The sequence below is a fragment of the Blautia sp. MSJ-19 genome, from assembly GCF_018918125.1.
In the GTDB taxonomy this organism is placed as follows: domain Bacteria; phylum Bacillota; class Clostridia; order Lachnospirales; family Lachnospiraceae; genus Blautia_A.
In genome coordinates, this window is sequence record NZ_JAHLQA010000006.1 from 47,196 (window position 1) to 70,625 (window position 23,430).

The 23,430-nt window shown below is 44.1% G+C and carries 17 protein-coding genes; 15 read left to right on the forward strand and 2 right to left on the reverse strand.

Translation table 11 applies throughout. The features are described from left to right. Positions 1–5: 5 nt before the first annotated feature. The 9 genes from KQI91_RS03055 to KQI91_RS03095 all read left to right on the forward strand — a co-directional run bounded on the left by KQI91_RS03055 (position 6) and on the right by KQI91_RS03095 (position 12,240). Positions 6–1,178 (forward strand): AGE family epimerase/isomerase, encoded by a 1,173-nt coding sequence (locus KQI91_RS03055; RefSeq protein WP_216391408.1) that lies wholly within the window; start codon positions 6–8, stop codon positions 1,176–1,178. Then, a complete protein-coding gene (locus KQI91_RS03060) occupies positions 1,168–2,346 on the forward strand; it encodes a glycoside hydrolase family 130 protein (RefSeq protein WP_216391409.1) in 1,179 nt (392 codons plus the stop codon). The genes KQI91_RS03055 and KQI91_RS03060 overlap by 11 nt, the downstream gene beginning before the upstream one ends. A gap of 49 nt (positions 2,347–2,395) precedes the next feature. Then, positions 2,396–3,418 carry a glycoside hydrolase family 130 protein gene (locus KQI91_RS03065; protein WP_216391410.1) on the forward strand — a complete coding sequence of 341 codons (1,023 nt, stop codon included), beginning with the start codon at positions 2,396–2,398 and terminating at the stop codon, positions 3,416–3,418. A 45-nt stretch (positions 3,419–3,463) separates the two neighbouring features. Continuing rightward, a complete protein-coding gene (locus KQI91_RS03070; RefSeq protein ID WP_216391411.1) occupies positions 3,464–4,405 on the forward strand; it encodes a type I phosphomannose isomerase catalytic subunit in 942 nt (313 codons plus the stop codon). 86 nt (positions 4,406–4,491) lie between these two features. After that, a complete protein-coding gene (locus KQI91_RS03075) occupies positions 4,492–5,538 on the forward strand; it encodes a GDSL-type esterase/lipase family protein (RefSeq protein ID WP_216391412.1) in 1,047 nt (348 codons plus the stop codon). Between the two features lie 31 nt (positions 5,539–5,569). Beyond that, positions 5,570–6,928, forward strand: coding sequence for a GH1 family beta-glucosidase (locus tag KQI91_RS03080; protein WP_216391413.1), 1,359 nt, complete (start codon positions 5,570–5,572; stop codon positions 6,926–6,928). Positions 6,929–7,030: 102 nt separating this feature from the next. Then, complete coding sequence (locus KQI91_RS03085; RefSeq protein WP_216391414.1) at positions 7,031–8,497, forward strand: sodium-dependent transporter; 1,467 nt, start codon at positions 7,031–7,033, stop codon at positions 8,495–8,497. A 116-nt stretch (positions 8,498–8,613) separates the two neighbouring features. Further along, positions 8,614–9,801: a pyridoxal phosphate-dependent aminotransferase gene (locus tag KQI91_RS03090; RefSeq protein WP_216391415.1), complete on the forward strand. Its 1,188-nt coding sequence runs from the start codon at positions 8,614–8,616 to the stop codon at positions 9,799–9,801. Positions 9,802–10,053: 252 nt separating this feature from the next. Then, entirely contained in the window at positions 10,054–12,240 is a 2,187-nt protein-coding gene (locus KQI91_RS03095; protein ID WP_216391416.1) for an alpha-galactosidase, read from the forward strand. 142 nt (positions 12,241–12,382) lie between these two features. On the opposite strand, the gene KQI91_RS03100 is transcribed toward KQI91_RS03095, so the two are convergent. Beyond that, entirely contained in the window at positions 12,383–13,078 is a 696-nt protein-coding gene (locus tag KQI91_RS03100; protein ID WP_216391417.1) for a GTP pyrophosphokinase, read from the reverse strand. Positions 13,079–13,762: 684 nt separating this feature from the next. Between KQI91_RS03100 and adhE the strand changes: the two genes are divergently transcribed. After that, positions 13,763–16,372: a bifunctional acetaldehyde-CoA/alcohol dehydrogenase gene (gene adhE / locus KQI91_RS03105; protein ID WP_216391418.1), complete on the forward strand. Its 2,610-nt coding sequence runs from the start codon at positions 13,763–13,765 to the stop codon at positions 16,370–16,372. Between the two features lie 251 nt (positions 16,373–16,623). After that, a complete protein-coding gene (locus KQI91_RS03110; protein WP_216391419.1) occupies positions 16,624–17,919 on the forward strand; it encodes an AI-2E family transporter in 1,296 nt (431 codons plus the stop codon). A 128-nt stretch (positions 17,920–18,047) separates the two neighbouring features. Here the strand turns inward: KQI91_RS03110 and typA are convergent, their stop codons facing one another. Beyond that, positions 18,048–19,880 (reverse strand): translational GTPase TypA, encoded by a 1,833-nt coding sequence (typA, locus tag KQI91_RS03115; RefSeq protein ID WP_216391420.1) that lies wholly within the window; start codon positions 19,878–19,880, stop codon positions 18,048–18,050. A gap of 193 nt (positions 19,881–20,073) precedes the next feature. Here typA and KQI91_RS03120 point away from each other — a divergent pair, with 193 nt between their 5' ends. The 4 genes from KQI91_RS03120 to dapB all read left to right on the forward strand — a co-directional run bounded on the left by KQI91_RS03120 (position 20,074) and on the right by dapB (position 23,055). Next, a complete protein-coding gene (locus KQI91_RS03120) occupies positions 20,074–20,700 on the forward strand; it encodes a single-stranded DNA-binding protein (protein WP_216391421.1) in 627 nt (208 codons plus the stop codon). A 127-nt stretch (positions 20,701–20,827) separates the two neighbouring features. Then, positions 20,828–21,337 carry a cob(I)yrinic acid a,c-diamide adenosyltransferase gene (locus KQI91_RS03125; protein ID WP_216391422.1) on the forward strand — a complete coding sequence of 170 codons (510 nt, stop codon included), beginning with the start codon at positions 20,828–20,830 and terminating at the stop codon, positions 21,335–21,337. A gap of 38 nt (positions 21,338–21,375) precedes the next feature. Then, positions 21,376–22,269 (forward strand): 4-hydroxy-tetrahydrodipicolinate synthase, encoded by an 894-nt coding sequence (gene dapA / locus KQI91_RS03130; RefSeq protein ID WP_216391423.1) that lies wholly within the window; start codon positions 21,376–21,378, stop codon positions 22,267–22,269. Positions 22,270–22,296: 27 nt separating this feature from the next. After that, entirely contained in the window at positions 22,297–23,055 is a 759-nt protein-coding gene (gene dapB, locus KQI91_RS03135) for a 4-hydroxy-tetrahydrodipicolinate reductase (protein ID WP_216391424.1), read from the forward strand. Positions 23,056–23,430 lie beyond the last annotated feature (375 nt).

Genomic DNA, 23,430 nt, shown 5'->3' on the forward strand with positions numbered 1-23,430 from the left:
GGAATATGATAAACGAAATAAAAGAGCATCTTGTGAACGGAATTATTCCTTTCTGGAAATCTGTTCGCGATGATGAATTTGGCGGATATTACGGATATATGGATTACAACCTTGGACTGGACAAGAAAGCAGTCAAAGGCTGTATCCTGAACAGCCGTATCACATGGTTTTTTTCAAAGGCATACAAGGTTCTCGGTGATGAGAGCCTTCTGAAAGAAGCCATCCACGGCTACGAATTTATGAAAGAGCACTGTGTGGACAAAGAGTACGGCGGTGTTTTCTGGTCTGTAAAATATGACGGAACACCGGAAGACACCACGAAGCACACATACAATCAGGCGTTCAGTATCTATGCATTGTCTGCATATTATGATGCGACAGGTGATGAGGAAAGCATTCAGCTTGCATCAGAGATCTACGACATCATTGAATCAAAATGCACGGATGCAGAAGGATATCTGGAAGCTTTTGACCGGAAATTCCAGCCGGTGGAAAACGACAAACTTTCCGAAAACGGAGTTATCGCGGACAAGACGATGAACACTCTGCTTCATGTATTTGAGGCATATACAGAGTTTTACCGCGTGACAAAAAGAAAAGATGTGAAGGCGCGTCTGGAGTGGATGATGGATATCATCGCAGACAAGATCTACAATCCGGTCCTCAAGAGGCAGGAAGTATTTTTTGACGCACATTACAATTCCCTGATCGATCTTCATTCCTATGGACATGACATTGAGACAGCATGGCTTCTCGATTATGGAACAGAAGTGCTTGGGGAAGAAAGCTATACGAAAAAGATCGGCGAGATCACAAAAGCTCTTACAAAGCAGATCTACGAGACTGCTTTTGACGGACATTCACTCAGTAACGAGTGCGAAAAAGGTGTGGTCGATACGGACCGTGTATGGTGGGTGCAGGCAGAAGGTGTGATCGGTTTTCTGAACGGATATCAGCATGACACTTCAAAGAAAGAATACCTGGAAGCATCAAAGAGCATCTGGGAGTACATCAAAGAATACGTGATCGACAGGCGAAATGGTTCCGAATGGTTCTGGCTTGTGGACAAAGACGGAAAACCTTACGAAGACAGACCGATCATAGAACCATGGAAATGCCCTTACCATAATGGAAGGATGTGCCTGGAAGTAATAAGGAGAAATATAGATGTTGCATAAGAATTATTATATTGAAGCAGAAAAACAGCGAAAGATCATTGAGCGCAAAAATGAAAAGACAGATTTCTACAACGGAATCTATGACAGATATAAATATCCGGTCCTGACAAGAGATTTTATCCCGCTTACCTGGCGTTATGATCTCAATACAGAGACAAACCCGGACTTCATGGAAAGACTTGGCGTGAATGCAGTTATGAACTCCGGTGCGATCAAACTCAACGGAAAATATCTCATCGTTGTTCGTGTAGAGGGAAATGACCGTAAATCTTTCTTTGCAGTGGCAGAGAGTGACAACGGAATCGACAATTTCCATTTCTGGGATTACCCGGTCGTTCTGCCGGATACCTGCCCGGAAGAAACCAATGTTTACGATATGCGTCTGACGCAGCATGAGGACGGCTGGATCTACGGCGTGTTCTGTTCTGAGAGCAAAGACACCACCACAAACGATCTCTCCGCAGCAGTTGCAGAGGCCGGAATCGTAAGAACGAAAGACTTAAAGACCTGGGAGCGTCTGGATAATCTTAAGACTCTTCGCTCCCCACAGCAGAGAAACGTTGTCCTTCATCCGGAATTCGTAGACGGCAAGTATGCATTCTACACACGTCCGATGGATGGCTTCATTGAGACAGGAAGCGGCGGTGGAATCGGATTTGGTCTCTGTGAGGATATCGAACATGCAGTGATCGATGAAGAAAAGATCATCAGCAGAAGAGTATACCACACTCTGACAGAGTCCAAGAACGGTGCCGGAGCAGTTCCGATCCGTGGTAAAAAATGCTGGATCAACATTGCACACGGTGTCCGCAATACAGCAGCAGGACTTCGCTATGTACTCTATGCATTTGCAACAGACCTCAACGATCCGTCAAAAGTGATCGCACAGCCGTCCGGTGTATTCCTTGTACCGTTTGGTGAGGAGCGTGTCGGAGATGTTTCAAACGTTGTATTCACAAATGGTGCGATCGCAGATGAGGATGGAAAGATCTTCATCTACTATGCATCCTGTGACACAAGAATGCATGTTGCAACGACAACGATCAACAAGATGGAAGACTATCTCTTCAACACACCGGAAGATCCGCTTCGCTCCCCGGACTGTGTAAAACAGAGATGCGAGTTGATCGCCAAAAACCTGGAACTTCTTCAGAGAGAGGCAGAATAAAGACAGTTCTGAAGAAGTTAAATCAACCAATAACAGGAGGAAAATCCGAATGAGTAAATATAAAATGATCAGCCCGGCAGTACCAAACATGCCATGGCAGGAAAAACCGGAAAATCTTACAGGAGCACCGCTCTGGCGTTACACAGCAAATCCGGTGATCGACCGTAACCCGGTAGAGGGTGTAGCACGAATCTTCAACAGTGCTGTTATCCCATACGAAGGAAAATTTATCGGCGTATTCCGTGGAGAGCAGACAAATGGTGTTCCGTTTATCTACCTCGGAAGAAGTGAAGATGCACTTCACTGGGAATTCAATAAAGAAAAAATCAATTTTGTCGATGAAAAAGGCGAATCTTTCATGCCGAAATACGCATACGACCCGCGCCTTGTAAAAGTAGAAGATGCATATTATCTGATCTGGTGCCAGGATTTTTACGGCGCATCCATCGGACTTGCAAAGACAACTGATTTCAAGACTTTCACAAGACTTGAAAATCCATTCATCCCATTTAACAGAAATGCAGTTCTCTTTCCAAGAAAGATCAATGGAAATTATGTAATGCTTTCCAGACCGTCTGACAGCGGGCACACACCGTTTGGTGATATTTTCCTGAGCGAAAGCCCGGATATGACTTACTGGGGAAAACACCGTCATGTAATGGGAAAAACACCGGAATGGTGGCAGTCCGTCAAGATCGGCGGCGGTGCAGCTCCGATCGAGACAAGTGAAGGATGGCTTCTTTTCTATCATGGTGTAACCGGAACCTGCAACGGATATGTTTATTCTATCGGCGGTGCGATCCTGGATATCGACGAGCCGTCTAAAGTAAAATACCGCTGTGAAAACTTCCTTCTGACACCGGAGACATGGTATGAAGAACGTGGATTTGTTCCGAACGTATGCTTCCCATGTGCAACCATTCATGACTCTGAGACAGGCAGGATCGCTCTGTATTACGGCGCAGCAGACAGCTATGTTGGTGTCGCATTTACAACCGTTGACGAGATCATCGACTACATCAAAGAGCATAGTCTGGTAAGAGAAGAAGATACAGAACTGGGCATCCGCTAAAAACAGTTCAGATTGATTTGTGTAAGAAAACGAGGATAAATTATTATGGCGATCATTAAACTGAAACCAAGTTTTAAGGATTATCTCTGGGGCGGCACAAAGCTCAAGACAGAGTACGGAAAAGAGTATGATGGAGATATTCTGGCAGAATCATGGGAACTTTCCTGCCACCCGGCAGGTCCGAGCTATGTGGACAGCGGAGAGTACAAAGGAGACACTCTCTCCGAGTATATCCTTATGGAAGGAAAAAAAGTCACCGGAACACATGCCAGAAAATATGATGAATTTCCAATCCTGATTAAATTTATCGATGCGAAGAAAGATCTTTCCATTCAGGTACATCCGGATGATGATTATGCGCTCAAGAATGAAGGGCAGTATGGAAAGACCGAAATGTGGTACATCATGGAATGCGACGAAGGCTCCTTCGTATACTATGGATTTTCCAGAGAAGTCTCCAAAGAAGAATTCCAGGAGCGCATCAAAAACAAAACACTTCCAGAAGTTCTGAACAAAGTTGAAGTTCAGAAAGGAGATGTACTGTTCATCGAACCTGGCACGATCCATGCGATTGGCAAAGGAAATGTGATCGCTGAGATTCAGCAGAACTCCAACGTGACCTACCGCGTTTACGATTACGGACGCAAGGGACCAGACGGAAAGGAACGTGACCTTCATATCGAGAAAGCTCTTCAGGTAACGAAGACCGTTCCAATCCTCCGTAAGAAATCCTTCGAGCCGCATATCGTATCCTGCCCGTATTTCACTGTAGACAAGCTCGTCCTCGACGGACAGCGCGTCAAAAAAGTATTCGGCGAGATCGATAAGACTTCTTTCGTAAGCATTCTCGTCATGGAAGGAGAAGGAACGATCCGCGACAAAGATGACACACTGAGTTTCAAAAAAGGAGACAGTCTCTTTGTCACAGCCAATACCGGCGAGTATGAACTGGAAGGTGCATTTGAAGCACTTGTGACAACTGTATAAAATGATTTTCAATATGTAACAGGGACAGTCCGTTTCGGACTGTCCTTGTTTACAGTAATATAAGAATATGAGGGAGAAATAAAAGCATGCGGATTCAAGCAGATCATAAAAAACTACAGTATTGTGGAAGGATTGATACCACAGATCCAAAGGCACCTGTTTTTGTCTATCCATGTACTTCTGTAGGAATGAAATTTACAGGTAATGTCCTGAAAATTTCAGTGAAAAACAAAAATGCATATTGGGATAATTTTCTGGGATGTATACTTGACGGGGAGCAGACAGCTCTGCTGCTTCCGAAATCCGGGGAAGCTGTGCTGGATATTCCGGTGAAAGAAAATGCAGACAGTGAACATGAGGTGTTTTTTTTCAAAAGACAGGATTCCTGTCATGAACTGACAATACTTGGATTTGAAATAGAAGAAAATGCCAGACTCCTTGATATGCCGGAGAAACCGAAACGAAAGATAGAAGTGTTCGGAGATTCTGTTTCTGCAGGAGAGGTTTCAGAGGCTATGGACTACGTAGGAAAAACAGACCCGGAACATAATGGAGAATATTCCAACAGCTGGTATTCTTATGCATGGATGACAGCAAGAAACCTGAATGCTCAGATTCACGATACCGCGCAGGGGGGAATCGCACTTATGGACAAAACAGGATGGTTCTGCGAGCCGGATGCAGTGGGGATGGAATCGACCTGGGACAAGATCCAGTATCATCCGCTTCTTGGACCGGCAGTCAATTGGGACTTTGACAGATATACTCCACAGGTGGTGATCGTTGCGATAGGTCAGAACGATAGTCATCCCGTTGACTACATGAAAGAAAATTATGATGGAGAGAAATCTGCTACATGGAGAGACCATTATGAAGCGTTTCTCCGGAAACTGAGGAATCAGTATCCGGCTGCGCAGATCATCTGCTGTACCACATTACTGGAACACGACGAAAACTGGGATCGGAGCATCGGGGAAGCAGTACACAGAATAAATGATCCAAAGATCACACAGTACAGATTTAAACGAAATGGAAAAGGCACGCCGGGCCACTTAAGAATTCCTGAAGCACGGGAGATGGCAGATGAATTGACTGCTTACATACAAAAGCTTAAAATAGAAGAATGGGAATAGCATAAATATTCAGACAGGGAGGAAAGGACGAATGGCATTTCGAAAAGACTTTGTATGGGGAGCGGCAACAAGCGCCTATCAGATAGAGGGCGCTGCAAACACTGGAGGAAAGGGACTGCATATCTGGGATGTCTATACTGCACAGCCAGGTCATGTATTTGAACAACATACGGGGAAAACAGCATGTGACCATTATCACAGATACCGTGAAGATGTTCAGATCATGAAAGAAATCGGTCTGAAGGCTTATCGATTTTCCATCGACTGGTCGAGAGTTATGCCTGAAGGCTTTGGGCGTGTAAATGAAGAGGGACTTGCTTTTTATAATGCGTTGATCGATGAACTTCTGGAAAATGGGATTGAACCATATATTACCCTCTATCACTGGGAACTTCCGTATGAGCTTTATAAACGTGGCGGATGGATGAATCCACAGATCGTGGAATGGTTTGGAGAATATGCGAAACTGATTGCAGAACGATTCAGCGACAAAGTGACAAACTATTTCACGCTGAATGAGCCGCAGTGCTTTGTAGGACTGGGATTTCTGACGGGGGCTCACGCACCGGGACTTAAGATGCCGCTCAGGGATACTTTTGAGATGGCACATAATGTCATGAAGGCTCACGGAAGAGCAGTTCAGATGCTTCGTCAGTATGGAAAACAGAAGCTTACGATAGGCTATGCTCCAACCTGTGGTATGTGCTATCCGGAAACAGAAAAACCGGAAGATATTGAAGCTGCAAGGCAGATGATGTTTTCACTGCAGCCGGATGACAGTAACTGGACCTGGAACATACCGTGGTGGTCAGATCCGGTTCTTCTGGGACATTATCCGGAAGAAGGACTTGAACGATATGAAAAATATCTTCCAAAGATTACAGATGAAGACATGAAACTGATCTCGGAGCCAATAGATATCTATGGACAGAATATTTATAATGGAAGATGCATTCGGATGGGTGCAGATGGAAAACCAGAAGAAGTAAAAAGATATGAGGGATTTCCAAAGACAGCAATTGACTGGCCAGTGACACCGGAAGTTCTTTACTGGGGACCGAAGTTCCTGTATGAACGCTATCAGAAACCAATCTATATCACAGAAAACGGAATTTCCTGTCATGATGTTGTCTCACTGGACGGAAAAGTTCATGATCCGAACAGGATTGATTTCCTTGCAAGATATTTACATGAATTAAAACGCGCAGCAGGAGAAATAGATCTGAGGGGATATTTCCAGTGGTCATTGATGGATAACTTTGAATGGGCCAAAGGCTACTCTGAACGTTTTGGACTGGCTTATGTGGATTTCCGGACGCAGGAGAGAATTCTTAAAGCTTCCGCATACTGGTATCGTGATATGATTCGGAACAACGGAGAAAATTTATAAAAACCAGAAGAAGAGTTTCAAACATCCGACAGGGACAGTTCACATTGGACTGTCCTTGTGTTATAATAGACAGGCTGATTAAAACGGAGGAGGAAACTTTTTTTGAAAGAAAGAGAAACATTTGGATCAAGGCTTGGATTCATCCTGGTTTCTGCAGGATGTGCGGTAGGTCTTGGAAATGTATGGAAATTTCCGTACATGACAGGTAAATACGGCGGTGCCGCTTTTATCCTGATCTATCTTGTCTTTCTCGTACTGCTGGGTCTGCCGATCCTTGTAAGTGAATTCGCAGTAGGGCGAAGCAGCAGACTGAGTACGGCAAGAGCATTTCACAAACTGGAGCCGGAGGGTTCTAATTTCCATAAGTACAGCTATATGGGAATGATCGGTAACTATATGCTGATGATGTTTTATACCATGGTTGCCGGCTGGATGATGTACTATTGTTATGTTATGGCAGCCGGAAAACTGAGCGGAGCGACTTCTGAGGAAGTAGGAGGCTTTTTCTCAGATCTGATGACATCTACAGGAACGATGACCGGCTGGATGATCGTAGCTGTTCTGCTGGCATTTGGGGTATGTTCCCTGGGACTTCAGAACGGAATCGAACGTATCACCAAAGTTATGATGATCTGTCTTCTGGCACTGATCGTGGTACTGGCTGTGCATTCTGTAACTCTGGACGGAGCGATGGAAGGCGTGAAATTTTACCTTGTACCAAATCTCGACAATATTCGTGAGGCTGGGCTTGGAAACGTGATCTTTGGGGCGCTGTCACAGGCATTTTTTACTTTAAGTATCGGTATCGGAGCGATGGAGATCTTCGGAAGCTACATGGGCAAAGAGCGTACCCTCGCAGGAGAAAGCATCAATATCCTGATCCTGGATACCTTCGTAGCACTGATGGCAGGACTTATCATCATTCCGGCGTGCTTTGCATTCAACGTAGAGCCGGGAGCAGGTCCGGGACTTGTATTTATCACTCTGCCGAACGTATTCAACCAGATGTCAGGAGGAAGACTCTGGGGAACACTGTTCTTCCTGTTTATGTCTTTTGCGGCACTGTCTACAGTAATTGCAGTATTCGAGAATATTCTGTCTTTTGCAATGGATCTGTGGGGCTGGAAGCGCAACAAGGCTGTTGCATTTAATATCGTCCTGATCATTATCCTTTCCATGCCGGCAATCCTTGGCTTTGGACCATGGTCCGGAATTCAGATCCTTGGTGAAGGAACAACTATCATGGATCTTGAGGACTTTATTATCTCAAACAACATCCTGCCGCTTGGATCTGTAATCTTCGTGATTTTCTGCACATCTAAGAATGGATGGGGATGGAAGAATTTCCTGAAGGAAGCCAATACAGGAAAGGGAATGAAATTTCCGGCGTTTATCAGAAACTATATGTTGTGGGTGATCCCGGTCGTTGTAGCGATCATTTATCTCAAAGGTTACTATGACATGTTCCAGCCGAAGGGAAATGCTTACCTGATCCCATGGATGATCGTTGGCATCGCCATGCTGGTACTTGTGGGCTGGATCTCATTCGGACACAGCAAAAAGAAATAACATACGATACCAGGGTCAAAAGTTCTGAATCCACATGAGCTTGCTCATAAGTGAATGTAAGAACTTGGAACCCGACCCGATATGAGCATAAAAGAAATAAGAGGAGGCACAAAATTATGATAGCAGAAAAAATGAAACCTTTCGTACAGAACAATTCAGCAATCCGTATGATGTTCGAAGAAGGAAACCGTCTCCGGGCAAAGTACGGTGCAGACAAAGTCTATGACTTCAGCCTTGGCAATCCAAGCGTTCCGGCACCGGACTGTGTACGCGAAGCGATCATAGATCTCGTAAATAATGAAGAACCGACTGTTCTTCATGGATATATGAACAACGCCGGCTTCGAAGACGTCAGAGAGACGATCGCACAGTCTCTGAACCGCCGTTTCGGGACCGCTTTTTCTGCACATAATCTGATCATGACTGTTGGAGCTGCCAGCGGTCTGAACGTGATCCTCAAGACGATCCTGAATCCTGGAGAGGAAGTGATCGTTTTTGCACCATATTTTCTGGAATATGGTGCATATGTCCGCAACTATGACGGCAAGCTTGTGGAAATCTCACCGAACACAGAAACTTTTCAGCCGAATCTTAAGGAGCTGGAAGAAAAGATCACAGCCAATACCCGTGCAGTGATCGTAAACACACCGCACAATCCGACGGGTGTCGTTTATTCCGAGGAGACGATCAAAGAACTTGCAGCGATCCTTGAGAAAAAACAGCAGGAGTTTGGGTCTGTAATCTATCTGATCTCTGATGAGCCATACAGAGAGCTGGCTTATGACGGCGTGGAAGTTCCGTATCTGACGAAATACTACAAGAATACGGTCGTAGGATATTCCTACAGCAAATCTCTGTCTCTGCCGGGTGAGCGTATCGGTTATCTGGTCATCCCGGATGAGCTGGAAGACAGTGCAACAGTCATCACAGCAGCAGCAATCGCAAACCGTGTACTCGGAAGCGTCAATGCCCCGTCCCTGATGCAGAAAGTTATCCAGAAATGTGTAGACGCAGAAGTAGATGTGGCTGCTTATGACAGGAACCGTCTGGCACTTTACAATGGACTCAAAGAATGCGGATTTGAATGCATCAAACCGCAGGGAGCTTTTTACCTGTTCGTAAAATCTCCGATCGCAGATGAGAAGCAGTTCTGTGAGGCCGGCAAGAAATACAATATCCTCATGGTTCCGGGAAGCTCCTTTGCCTGCCCGGGATATGTGAGACTGGCATACTGTGTTTCTTATGAGACGATTCAGAATTCCCTTCCGGAATTTAAGAAACTGGCTGCGGAGTATGGATTATAAAATAAATATACGTAAGAGTAGTGTGCGTAAAAGATAGTTATGAAACATATTGTCATGAATACAAATAGACAATCAGGGAAGTCGTGCGATGCGGCTTCCTTTTTTCTGACTTTTCAGAGTTAAGCGGATATTCGAAATCCGCTTTGATACTTGCTTGATTTGAGTAAATTAAGTTGACATTAACTTAAAAAATAATTAAAATAATAATACAAACACAGTAAAATATCAAAAATCATAAAGGAGAACAGGATCATGGCAGTCTCATATGAAAAGCAGAAAAAAATCTTCAAACTGGACACAGAGAAGAGTACTTACCTGATTGGGCTTTCACCGGAAGGATATGTGGGACATATTTATTATGGAGACAGACTGAATCAGAACGTAGACAACTATCTTTTGCGTATGGAGGAACACCCATTTATACCATCTGTTAATAAGAGAGAAAAATCAGCATTTCTTGACTTTTATCCAATAGAATATCCATCTGGCGGCGTAGGCGATTACCGGGAGAGCTGCATCAATATCCGTAACAGCCAGGGCTGTATGGGAAGTGAGTTCTTTTATACTTCACATGAAATTTATAAAGGAAAACATAAACTCGAGGGACTGCCGGCTTCTTTTGGAACAGAAGAGGAAGTAGAGACTCTGGATATCCACTGCCACGATGAGATCCTGCATCTGGAACTGCTTCTTTCCTATTCTGTATTTGAAAAAGAAAATATCATTACGAGAAGTGTGCGGATCGAGAACTGCGGACAGCAGGAAGTGCGACTGGAAAAGATATACAGTGCATGTCTCGACATGGACAACGAGGACTTCGAGATGATCTCCCTTCATGGTTCCTGGGCGAGAGAGCGCCATATTCAGCAAGGCAGACTCCATTATGGAAAACAGATCGTTTCTTCAGCAAGAGGAGAATCCAGCCATCAGGAACATCCGTTTATCGCACTTGTCACACCGGGAACCACACAGAAACAGGGCAAAGTATACGCTATGCATTTCGTATATTCCGGAAACTTTACCGCGCAGGCAGAACTGACACAGTTTGATTCTGTACGCATGGTCATGGGTATCAATGGAGAGGAATTTTCCTGGAGACTTGCACCAGGAGAAGCGTTCCAGGCTCCAGAAGTGGTAATGACCTATTCTGGAGAGGGCCTTGGACAGATGAGCAGAAGCTATCATGATTTTTACAGAAATTATCTGATCCGCAGCAGTTATAATCACAAAAAACGTCCGATTCTTATCAATAACTGGGAAGCGACATATTTTGATTTTGATACAGAAAAATTACTCGATATTGCCCGCGAAGCGAAGAAATGCGGTATTGAAATGCTGGTCATGGACGATGGCTGGTTTGGTCATCGAAGCAGTGATGACAGTTCCCTGGGCGACTGGTTTGTAAATGAAAACAAGATCACAGGCGGACTTAAGAACCTCGTAGACCAGGTCAACGAGATTGGCCTGAAATTTGGTATCTGGTTTGAACCGGAGATGATCTCACCGGACTCTGAGCTTTACAAGAAACATCCGGAGTGGGCGATCCAGATCACCGGAAGAGAGGCAACACAGAGCCGAAACCAGTATGTCCTGGACCTTTCCAGAAAAGAAGTCCGGGATTATGTTTATGAATGCGTGGCAGCAGTCCTTAGAAGTGCAAATATTGAGTATGTAAAATGGGATATGAACCGCCAGTTAAGTGATATGGGAAGCACTTACCTTGGAAGAGAAGACCAGCAGGAGCTTTTCCACAGATATGTACTTGGTGTTTATGAACTGCAGGAGCGTCTGGTAAGCGAATTTCCGGAACTGCTTCTGGAGAACTGTTCCGGCGGCGGTGCACGTTTTGATCCGGGAATGCTGTATTACAGCCCACAGATCTGGTGTTCTGACGATACTGATGCGATCGAGCGTCTGCTGATTCAGGAAGGTACGGAGCTGATCTATCCACTGGCAGCGATGGGTGCGCATGTCAGCGATTGTCCGAATCATACAGTAGGCAGAGTGACACCGTTTGAAACAAGAGGACATGTGGCACTTTCCGGAACCTTTGGATATGAACTGGATATCACAAAGATCTCTGAGGAAGAGCGCAGCATGATCCCGGAGCAGACAGCCATGTATCACAAGTATCATGATCTGATCCGCGAGGGTGACTACTTCCGAATTGCTTCTTACAGAGAAAATCATCTCTATGACTGCTGGGCATCTTCTGCAAAAGACCGCTCTGAGGTGCTTGTGACTTATGTTCAGGTACTCGGACAGGCAAACTGTCACAGCCGCAAGATCTATCTGGATGGATTTGATCCGGACAAGACATACTGCCTGGAGGGTACAGATGAAGAGTATACAGGAGAGCTGCTGATGAAAGCAGGATTTCTGATTCGGGATATGCGAGGAGATTTCCAGAGCAGACTGTATCATTTTATTGTGAAATAGATGTTGTGAGATCAGGCATTCTCAAAGCAGGATGCAAGATCAAAATATGGATATAAAACAAATGCAGGAGCTGACTTTTTATGTCATGCCCCTGCATTTGTTGCATTGCATATCGAGGAGATGCCGGCAGCGCGTCCGCTGATCAAATCTTATCGATTTTCTTCCGGATATCCAGCATCTTCTGATCGAGTTGAGTGATCACAGATGCACATTGCTGCAGTTCTTCATTGATTACGGCAGCCTGTTTCTGTCCGCGTTTATAGCGAAGCTGATGGTCAAGGTTCGCCCAGTAATCCATTGCTGCTGTGCGAAGCTGCAGTTCTAGTTTGATCCACTGGTTTTCTTTTTGAAATGGAATCGCAATTTCCAGGATCAGATGAAGGCTCTGGTAGCCGGATTTCTTTGGCTGCTGAACATAATCTTTGACTTTGAGGATACGGATATCCTGCTGTTTCTCGATCAGGTCAGCCACTTTATAAATATCATCTACATAAGCACATACGGCACGGACACCGATCAGGTCATTGATCTTTTCCAGTGCCTGGCTGAAATTCAGGTCCAGTCCTTTTTTCTGCATTTTCTTGCAGACACTGTCATAGCTTTTGAGCCTTCCTGTTTTCATCTGTATAAAATTGCGATTGTATTTCATCAGTAAAAATGTATTGATGATATCCAGCTTGGTCATCATAAGATTGATCGCACATTGTCCTTTGATGCTGAATTCGCTGTCCGTCAGCATATTTTTAAGCAGTTCTTTCTTTTTCAATTTCTGTCTTTCTTCCTCTAACTGTATCAGTGTAAATGTTTCTGTTGCCCGTAATGCATTGCCCGTTCCCATTAAAATACTCCTCCAATAATAAATCTGTACGTTGTTTGCGTTAAATCGGGGTTAAACTGAACCGTCGCATGATCGGTGGTGTCAGTCCGTACCCTGCAGGTGAGATCATTTCCCATCATTTAATCTATGAGAAGCGATGGAAAAATATGACAAAAATGCCTGCTTTACATCGAGAAAAGTGTGGATATGTAAGTCGATGCTTGTGGAACATCCTTGAAGAGCTAGCAGGCATCGGAAAAAGCTCATATCTTTAGCCCGATGCGGATGGTCTGCTCAAATGGGGGTAGCAGGCATCGGAAAAAGCTTGTATCTTTAGCCCGATGCGGATGGTCTGCTTAAATGGGGGTAGCGGGCATCGGAAAAAGCTTGTATCTTTAGTCCGATGCGGATGACTTGTTTAAATGAAAATCCCAGGCATCGAGATATACGCCATACATCAAGTCGATGTTTTATAGCCCGAATATATCCTTGATTTGTAGAATCTATAGAAAAAGAAAGAATATATACAGGATAATTTGGTTAAAATTTTAACAAATAATAGATTGACAAATCATTAACGAACCCGTATAATAAGCACATACAAAACATTGATAAATAATTAACGTTAATCAATTAACAGAATTATTTGTCTGACTAAAGGAAATAAGGATCATATCATAAGAGGAAAAACAGGAGGATTCACAAATGGCAAAGAAAGAAACCCACATCCCGGCAATCATTGACACTCCGGAAGCACTGGAAGCAAAGATCGCTGCGATGAAAGAAGCACAGAAACTTTTCGCCACTTACACACAGGAGCAGGTAGACAAGATCTTCAAAGCTGCCGCAACTGCAGCAGACAAAGCACGTATCCCGCTTGCAAAAGCCGCTGTTGAAGAAACAGGAATGGGTATTGTAGAAGATAAGGTCATCAAAAACCACTATGCATCTGAATATATCTACAATGCATATAAAAACACCAAGACCTGTGGTGTGCTTGAAGAAGATCCGGTTTATGGAATCAAGAAAATTGCAGAGCCGATCGGTCTGATCGCAGCAGTTATCCCGACCACAAACCCGACTTCCACAGCAATCTTTAAAACTCTGATCGCTCTGAAAACAAGAAATGCGATTATCATCAGCCCACATCCACGTGCAAAAGGAAGCACTATTGAAGCTGCCAAAGTTGTTCTTGAAGCAGCAGTAAAAGCAGGTGCTCCAGAAGGAATCATCGGCTGGATCGATGTACCAAGCCTGGAACTGACAAATCTTGTAATGAAAGAAGCTGACATCATTCTTGCAACAGGTGGTCCTGGAATGGTTAAAGCAGCATACTCCTCCGGAAAACCGGCACTTGGTGTTGGAGCCGGAAATACACCGGTTATCATTGATGACACAGCAGACGTACGTCTTGCAGTAAACTCCATCATTCACTCTAAAACATTTGATAATGGTATGATCTGTGCTTCCGAGCAGTCCGTAACTGTTCTCGAGGGCGTATATAAAGCAGTTAAGGAAGAATTCCAGTACAGAGGATGCTACTTCCTTAAAGAAGATGAAATTGAAAAAGTGAGAAAAACAATCCTGATCAATGGTGCGCTGAATGCCAAGATTGTTGGACAGAAAGCTGCTACGATCGCTGAGATGGCAGGTGTAAAAGTTCCGGCAGAAACCAAGATCCTGATCGGTGAAGTAGAATCTGTAGATATCAGCGAAGAATTCGCACATGAGAAACTGTCTCCTGTACTTGCTATGTACAAGGCAAAAACATTCGACGAAGCAATCGCAAAAGCAGAACAGCTTGTAGCTGATGGCGGATATGGACATACATCTTCTCTGTACATCAACGTAAATGAGAAAGAAAAGATGGCAAAACATGCAGCAGCAATGAAGACCTGCCGTATCCTGATCAACACTCCATCTTCACAGGGTGGTATCGGAGATCTTTACAACTTCAAACTTGCTCCGTCTCTGACACTTGGATGTGGATCCTGGGGTGGAAACTCTGTATCTGAAAACGTTGGTGTGAAACACCTGATCAATATCAAGACTGTTGCTGAGAGGAGAGAAAACATGCTCTGGATGAGAACCCCGGAAAAAGTTTACTTCAAAAAAGGCTGCCTGCCGGTTGCTCTGGATGAGCTGAAAAACGTAATGGGCAAGAAACGCTGCTTCATCGTAACTGACTCCTTCCTTTACAAGAACGGATACACCAAAAAGATTGAAGACAAACTGGATGAAATGGGAATCGTTCATACATGCTTCTCTGATGTAGAACCAGACCCGTCCCTCGCTTCTGCAAGAGCAGGTGCAGCAGCAATGCGCGCATTCGAGCCGGATTGCATCATCGCAATGGGTGGTGGATCTGCAATGGATGCCGGTAAGATCATGTGGGTTCTCTACGAAAACCCGGATGCAGACTTTGACGACATGGCTATGGACTTCATGGATATCCGTAAGAGAATCTATACATTCCCGAAAATGGGTAAAAAAGCATACTTCATTGCAGTACCTACATCTTCCGGTACAGGTTCTGAGGTAACACCTTTTGCCATCATCACAGACAAAGAAACAGGAATCAAATGGCCACTGGCTGACTATGAACTGTTACCGGATATGGCGATCGTAGACACAGACAACATGATGAGCGCACCAAAAGGACTGACAAGTGCTTCCGGTATCGACGTTATGACACATGCAATTGAAGCATATGTATCCATGATGGCTTCTGACTATACAGACGGACTTGCACTTCGTGCCATCAAACTGGTATTTGATTATCTGCCAAGAGCATACAGAAACGGAAATGATGTAGAAGCAAGAGATCACATGGCAAACGCTTCCTGCATGGCTGGTATGGCATTTGCAAATGCGTTCCTCGGAGTAAACCATTCCCTGGCTCACAAACTGGGTGCTTTCCATCACATTCCACACGGAATTGCAAATGCTCTGGTACTCACAGATGTTATGCGCTACAATGCAGCAGAAGTTCCGACCAAGATGGGTACTTTCCCGCAGTATCAGTATCCGAAGACACTGGCCCGCTATGCAGAGATCGGACGTTTCGTGGGACTGACAGGAAAAGATGACAAAGAAGTATTTGAGAAACTTCTGGAGAAACTGGAAGAACTCAAGAAGATCATTGACATCAAACCTACGATTAAAGACTATAACGTAGATGAGAAATACTTCCTTGAGACTCTTGACGAGATGAGCGAGCAGGCATTTAACGATCAGTGCACCGGTGCAAACCCGAGATACCCACTCATCGCAGAGCTGAAAGAGATTTACCTGAAAGCATACTATGGTAAATAATAAATTTTAGATTGGTGTGTTTTCTTCCATAAAAATATTATAAGCGGTGATTGCCCCGGTATTACAGGATCGTAATGCCGGGGTAATTGCTTTCTTATAACAAAATTAAGAATCTGTGTATTGCATGCGAGGGGATATGGATGTTACAATAAACACTAATGGTAATGTTAACATAAACAGAATACTTATATAGAAACACTTTTGAGGTGATATATAAGAAAAAGAAGCAATCGCTTCAGGGGGCATGATTATTGAAACAAGATGAGAACACAAAATATGTGAAACTGGGTATTACGGGTGCTGCAGTCCTGGCATTTGGATTTGCAATTGCCTATATTCTGAATCAGAGTGCGAATATTGCCGCGGGTGTCCGTGCAGTATTTAATATCCTGAAACCATTTCTGTATGGAGCACTGATCGCATACATTCTTGCACCAATGTGCAACCGGATGGATGAAAGATTTTTGAAATGGTTTCCGAATGCAACAGAGAAACAGAAGAAAGGCATGAAATTTCTTTCTATTGCAGTGGCGATTATATGTGCTGTAACAATTGTGGTGTTATTGATTATTTTGATCCTTCCGCAGGTATGGGACAGCACGGTGAAAATCATCCGATTGCTTCCGTCAAGACTTGCATACTGCAACCGTATGATCGACAAGCTGCTTACAGATCAGCCGGAATTACAGACATATTTCAATCATTTTTCCTCACAGATTGAGAGTGGTCTGAATGATATCCTGAATGCCAATTCCAGTATGATGCAGACAATTCAGGGAATCGTTAATAATATCACCGTACAGCTGATTGAGGTGTTAAGTGTATTCAAGAATATGTTCCTTGGATTTTTGATCGCGGTTTATCTCCTTGCAAGCCGTAAATTATTTGGCGCACAGGCGAAACTTCTTCTGTATGGTATCTTCCCGAATAAATGGGCAAGGATTATCGAAGAAGAGGTTCGTTATACCGATAAAATGTTCAATGGATTCTTTGTTGGAAAGATCATTGATTCTGCGATCATCGGTCTGATCTGCTTTGCGGGAACCAGTCTGCTGGGATTTGAATCCGCGGCATTTATCAGTGTAGTGATTGGTGTAACGAATATCATTCCGTTTTTCGGACCGTTTATTGGAGCGATTCCGTGTGCATTATTGCTGCTTCTGGGAAGTAATCCGTGGGATGCTTTATACTTCCTGATCTTTATCGTAATTCTTCAGCAGGTTGATGGAAATATCATCGGACCGAAGATCCTTGGAAACACGACCGGCGTTTCCAGCTTTTGGGTACTGTTTTCAATTCTTTTGTTTGGTGGTCTCTGGGGACTGGTTGGCATGGTGATCGCAGTTCCACTGTTTGGTGTACTTTATGATATTATCCGTAAACTCACGACCAGAGGACTGAAGAGAAATCGTCGGGAAGACATGCTCGAGGAATACGATGAGAATTTCCATGAGAAGAAAGAGGAGAAAGATTCGAAACCTTCGATCAGCGATAAGATTAACGAGCGGATTAATGAACGTATCAATAAAAATGTAAATAATAAATGAGAACAATGAATAAAAGGTGTTATCATTTGTATCTGCAGAAGATGAATTTTGCAGAAAAATAAAAACAGCGTAGCTTTTGAGAAATCTCATTGGCTGCGCTGTTTTTTTGTCATAGTATTTTATTCAAATCACTGTTTACGGAATGCTGCACGCTTTCTTTCTCTAGGATCCAGAATTCTCTTACGGATACGAAGGCTTTCCGGTGTTACTTCCAGAAGTTCGTCCTGATCGATGAATTCAATTGCCTGCTCCAGGCTGAGGACTCTCGGCGGTGTCAGTTTCAGAGCTTCATCAGCAGAAGAAGAACGAGTGTTGGTCAGATGTTTGGTCTTGCAGACATTCAGTTCGATGTCTTCAGCTTTACCATTCTGTCCGATAACCATACCGCTGTATACTTTTTCGCCAGGTCCGACAAAGAGTGTTCCACGATCCTGTGCAGAGAACAGACCGTATGCAACTGCTTCACCGGATTCAAATGCGATCAGGGATCCCTGTTTACGATACTGGAAATCTCCCTTGTATGGTGCATATCCGTCGAATGTGGTATTCAGGATACCTGTACCTTTGGTGGAGGTCAGGAACTCACCACGGAATCCGATCAGTCCACGGGAAGGAATGTGGAACTCCAGACGAACGGAACCGTCACTTGCGGTACTCATTCCCTGAAGCTCACCTTTACGCTCGCTCAGTTTCTGGATGACTGTACCGGAGAACTCTTCCGGAACATCTACATAGGCGATTTCCATTGGCTCGAGTTTTTTGCCACGTTCGTCGACGTGATACAGAACTTCCGGTTTACTTACTGCGAATTCATAGCCTTCACGACGCATGTTCTCAATCAGAACGGACAGATGAAGTTCACCACGTCCGGAAACTTTGAAGCATTCTGTAGAATCTGTGTCTTCTACACGAAGGCTGACATCTGTATTCAGCTCACGATAGAGACGGTCACGAAGGTGACGGGAAGTGATGTATTTACCTTCCTGTCCGGCAAGCGGGCTGTCATTTACCATGAAGTTCATGGAAAGAGTAGGCTCGGAAATTTTCTGGAATGGAATTGCTTCCGGGTTATCTCCGCCGCAGAGTGTATCACCGATATGGATATCTTCGATACCGGAAATTGCTACGATGGATCCGATGGAAGCTTCTTTTACTTCTACTTTGTTCAGACCGTCAAACTCATAGAGCTTACTGATCTTAACTTTTTTGCGTTTGTCAAGATCGTGGTGGTTCAGAAGAGTCAGTTCCTGATTTACCGCAATCTTACCGTTTTCTACTTTGCCGACACCGATACGTCCAACGTATTCGTTGTAGTCGATGGTGCTGATAAGAACCTGTGTGTCAGCGTCCGGATCACCTTCTGGAGCCGGGATATATTTGAGGATGGTTTCAAACAGCGGAGCCATGTTTTCCGGTGTGTCTGCCAGATCCAGAACGGCATGTCCTGCTTTTGCGGAAGCATACAGGAACGGGCAGTCAAGCTGTTCGTCAGATGCTTCCAGGTCCATAAGAAGTTCCAGAACTTCATCAATAACTTCTTCCGGACGAGCTTCCGGACGGTCGATCTTGTTGATGCAGACAATGACATGAAGGTCCAGCTCCAGAGCTTTACGGAGAACGAATTTAGTCTGAGGCATGGCACCTTCAAAGGCATCTACCAGAAGAATAACGCCGTCTACCATTTTGAGGACACGTTCTACTTCACCACCGAAGTCTGCATGTCCAGGGGTGTCGATGATGTTGATCTTGACTCCTTTGTAATGAACAGCAGTGTTTTTGGATAAAATAGTAATTCCACGCTCACGCTCAATGTCATTGGAGTCCATGACACGTTCCTGAACTTCCTGGTTTTCACGGAATACACCGCTCTGCTTGAGCAGCTGGTCTACCAGAGTGGTTTTGCCGTGATCGACATGGGCGATGATGGCAACGTTACGTACGTCTTCGCGTTTGGTCTTCATAAAAATCGAAATCCTTTCTTTTTCTTTCTATATTAATGTAAACTTTTTTTCATGATACGATATTCCAGTTTACCACATTTTTCGCAGATTACAAGGAGTTCCTGAAAGTTTTTTTAATTTTTGGTTCTAAATCTTCAGGGGTATTCATAGCTTAGTATAGACAAAATACCCAAAGAGGAAGGAGAACAATATTATGGCAGACAAAATCATTGAAAACAATCAGGTATCGATCATGGGGAAGATTGATACAGGCTTTACATTCAGTCATCAGGTATTTGGAGAGGGCTTTTATACCATGGAGCTTCTTGTACGGAGACTGAGTGATTCCGAGGACAGGATTCCGGTTATGGTGTCTGAGCGGCTGATGGATGTGACACAGGATTATACAGGAGAGTATATTGAGATCCATGGTCAGTTCCGTTCTTATAATCGTCATGAAGAGAAACATAACCGCCTGGTGCTTTCTGTATTTGCACGTGAAGTGAATTTTGTGGAAGAGGAGGAAGAATCACTTTCTGTTAATCAGATCTTTCTGGATGGATTCATCTGCAAACCACCTGTTTACAGAAAAACTCCGCTGGGAAGAGAAATCGCAGATATGCTTCTGGCTGTGAACCGTCCTTATGGAAAATCAGATTACATACCATGTATCTGTTGGGGAAGAAATGCGCGTTATGCATCTGCATTTACCGTGGGCGGACATGTGCTGCTGTGGGGCAGGATCCAGAGCCGTGAATATGTGAAACGGATCGGAGAGAATGAATCCGAAAGAAGAATTGCATATGAGGTATCTGTAAGTAAGCTGGAATATATAGACTGAGACAGTTATTTATAGCGGACGGTAACCTGTGTGGCCAGATCAGTTCAGGTATTGCTTTTTTAGTGGAACTGAGGTAAGATAAAACCAATAATGCGAAAAGCAGTTTACTACACTAAGAGGAAGTATTATGGAGAGAGAATTAACAGAGGTGTACTGCGGAAACGGCAAAGGCAAAACGGCTCTGGCTATCGGACAAAGTCTCCGTGTGGCTACCCAGGGCAAAAGCGTGATCGTGATCCAGTTCCTGAAGGGCAGAGAACAACGTTCTCTGGATTTTCTGCAGGATGTGGACAATCTGGACTTCAAGATCTTTCGTTTTGAAAAAAGGGACTGCTGTTATGAGGATCTGGCAGAAGACGAAAAAGCTGAAGAGAGAGCAAATATTCTGAACGGACTGAATTTTGCCCGTAAGGTTGTTGTGACTCAGGAATGTGATTTTCTGCTTCTGGACGAGATTCTGGGACTTCTGGACTGTGGCATCATAACAGCCGAGGGAATCGCAGATATACTGAAACAGAAGGATGAATCCATGCATATTGTCATGACGGGATGGAATTTTCCTGAAGCATTACGGCCATATGTAGATGTGATCACAACCCTGAACACAGAGGAAGTTCATCCGCTGGATAATGAATGAATATCATAAAATTACAGAAGAATAAAGGAGGAGTTTAAATGGCAATTTTTAAAGGTGCGGGCGTTGCAATCGTTACCCCGATGTATGATGACGGAAAGGTGAATTACGATAAACTCGAAGAACTTCTGGAGTTCCAGATTGCCAACAGCACAGATGCGATCATCATCTGTGGAACAACCGGTGAGTCTTCTACCATGACTCATGGTGAACATCTCAAAACGATCAAATTTGCGATCGATAAAGTAAACAAACGTGTGCCGGTCATTGCCGGAACAGGTTCTAACTGTACAGAGACAGCGATCATGATGTCAAAAGAAGCTGCATCTTATGGTGCTGATGCATTACTGGTCGTAACTCCTTACTATAATAAAGCAACACAGAAGGGTCTCATTGCTCATTACACTGCAATTGCAAATGCAGTTCCGGAGACTCCGATTATCATGTACAATGTACCAAGCCGTACAGGATGTAACATTCAGCCGGCTACAGTTGCGGCACTTGTTAAGAATGTCAAGAATATCGTTGGTCTCAAGGCTGCAAGCGGAGATCTTTCCCAGATTGCCAAGACAGTATCTCTGGCTGGAGCAGACCTGGAACTGTATTCCGGAAATGATGATCAGGTTCTGCCGATTCTTTCACTTGGCGGACTTGGAGTTATTTCTGTGCTTTCCAATGTAGCACCGAAGGAAACACATGATATGGTTATGAAATTCATGGAAGGTGACACCGCAGGCGCTGCCAAGATTCAGATCGATGCGATTCCTCTGATCAATGCTCTGTTCTGTGAAGTTAACCCGATTCCGGTCAAGACTGCACTGAACCTGATGGGCATGAATGTCGGACCACTTCGTATGCCACTTTGCGAGATGGAAGAAAGCAACAAAGAAACCCTGATCAAAGCAATGAAGGATTTCGGAATTAAACTTGCATAAAAGGCACAGATACGGAGGAAGATTATTATGGTAAAAATTATCATGCACGGATGCTGCGGTCATATGGGGCAGGTTATTTCTGATCTGGTTGCACAGGATGACAGTGCAGAGATCGTAGCAGGAATTGATGTAACAGACAAAGGAAATACTACCTATCCGGTATTTACCAATATTAAAGAATGTCAGACAGAAGCAGATGTTCTGATCGACTTTTCTTCTGCAAAAGCAGCAGATGCACTTCTGGAGTACTGCACAGAGCGCAACCTTCCAGTTGTACTCTGCACAACAGGTCTGTCCGAAGAACAGCTTGCAAAGGTAGAAGAGACTGCAAAGAAGATTCCGGTACTGAAATCTGCCAACATGTCACTTGGCATCAATACTCTGATGAAGCTGATCCAGGATGCTGCAAAAGTTCTTGCGACAGCCGGATTTGACATGGAGATCGTAGAGAAGCATCACCATCTGAAACTGGATGCTCCGAGCGGAACTGCACTGGCACTGGCTGACAGCCTGAATGAGGCTATGGATAATCAGTATCATTATGTTTATGACAGAAGTCAGAAACGTGAAATGCGTGACAGCAAAGAAATCGGTATTTCTGCAGTTCGCGGCGGTACGATCGTTGGTGAACATGAAGTGATCTTTGCAGGAACAGATGAAGTGATCGAGTTCAAACATACAGCATATTCCAAGGCAATCTTTGGCAAGGGTGCGATCGAAGCAGCCAAATTCCTTGCTGGCAAACCAGCTGGCAGATATGATATGGCAGATGTGATCGAAGGCTGATCGTATGTTTCATTTGTTCGTGTGAACATGGAGTTTGACAACCTGAATTTTATAATCAGATTTTTAACAGGCATACATCGTGAAGGTGTATGCCTGTTTTTATTGGGAAACTGTAAGATATCCATTATCCATGGAATAAATTGCATCGATTATAGAGAAAATGAGATTTTCCGATGTCGCTTTTGGGGGAATTCAGATTTTGAGGTATCGATTAAGGCAAATTGGAGATACTCGATGCCTGCTCTTGCATGTTTTAGGTTATGCCCGTATAATGGTGTAAATTGAATATTAAAAATAAATAGAGCCAAATGCTCTCCCTTTAGGTATAATAAGTTCACCACAAACAAAATTACCAAGGAGGATTCACAAATGGCT

Bases quoted from the DNA above. Each gene is read 5' to 3' on its own strand.
- KQI91_RS03055 (WP_216391408.1), top strand. From the start codon at position 6: ATGATAAACGAAATAAAAGAGCATCTTGTGAACGGAATTATTCCTTTC.
- KQI91_RS03060 (WP_216391409.1), top strand. From the start codon at position 1,168: ATGTTGCATAAGAATTATTATATTGAAGCAGAAAAACAGCGAAAGATC.
- KQI91_RS03065 (WP_216391410.1), top strand. From the start codon at position 2,396: ATGAGTAAATATAAAATGATCAGCCCGGCAGTACCAAACATGCCATGG.
- KQI91_RS03070 (WP_216391411.1), top strand. From the start codon at position 3,464: ATGGCGATCATTAAACTGAAACCAAGTTTTAAGGATTATCTCTGGGGC.
- KQI91_RS03075 (WP_216391412.1), top strand. From the start codon at position 4,492: ATGCGGATTCAAGCAGATCATAAAAAACTACAGTATTGTGGAAGGATT.
- KQI91_RS03080 (WP_216391413.1), top strand. From the start codon at position 5,570: ATGGCATTTCGAAAAGACTTTGTATGGGGAGCGGCAACAAGCGCCTAT.
- KQI91_RS03090 (WP_216391415.1), top strand. From the start codon at position 8,614: ATGATAGCAGAAAAAATGAAACCTTTCGTACAGAACAATTCAGCAATC.
- KQI91_RS03095 (WP_216391416.1), top strand. From the start codon at position 10,054: ATGGCAGTCTCATATGAAAAGCAGAAAAAAATCTTCAAACTGGACACA.
- KQI91_RS03100 (WP_216391417.1), bottom strand. From the start codon at position 13,078: ATGGGAACGGGCAATGCATTACGGGCAACAGAAACATTTACACTGATA.
- adhE (WP_216391418.1), top strand. From the start codon at position 13,763: ATGGCAAAGAAAGAAACCCACATCCCGGCAATCATTGACACTCCGGAA.
- typA (WP_216391420.1), bottom strand. From the start codon at position 19,880: ATGAAGACCAAACGCGAAGACGTACGTAACGTTGCCATCATCGCCCAT.
- KQI91_RS03120 (WP_216391421.1), top strand. From the start codon at position 20,074: ATGGCAGACAAAATCATTGAAAACAATCAGGTATCGATCATGGGGAAG.
- KQI91_RS03125 (WP_216391422.1), top strand. From the start codon at position 20,828: ATGGAGAGAGAATTAACAGAGGTGTACTGCGGAAACGGCAAAGGCAAA.
- dapA (WP_216391423.1), top strand. From the start codon at position 21,376: ATGGCAATTTTTAAAGGTGCGGGCGTTGCAATCGTTACCCCGATGTAT.
- dapB (WP_216391424.1), top strand. From the start codon at position 22,297: ATGGTAAAAATTATCATGCACGGATGCTGCGGTCATATGGGGCAGGTT.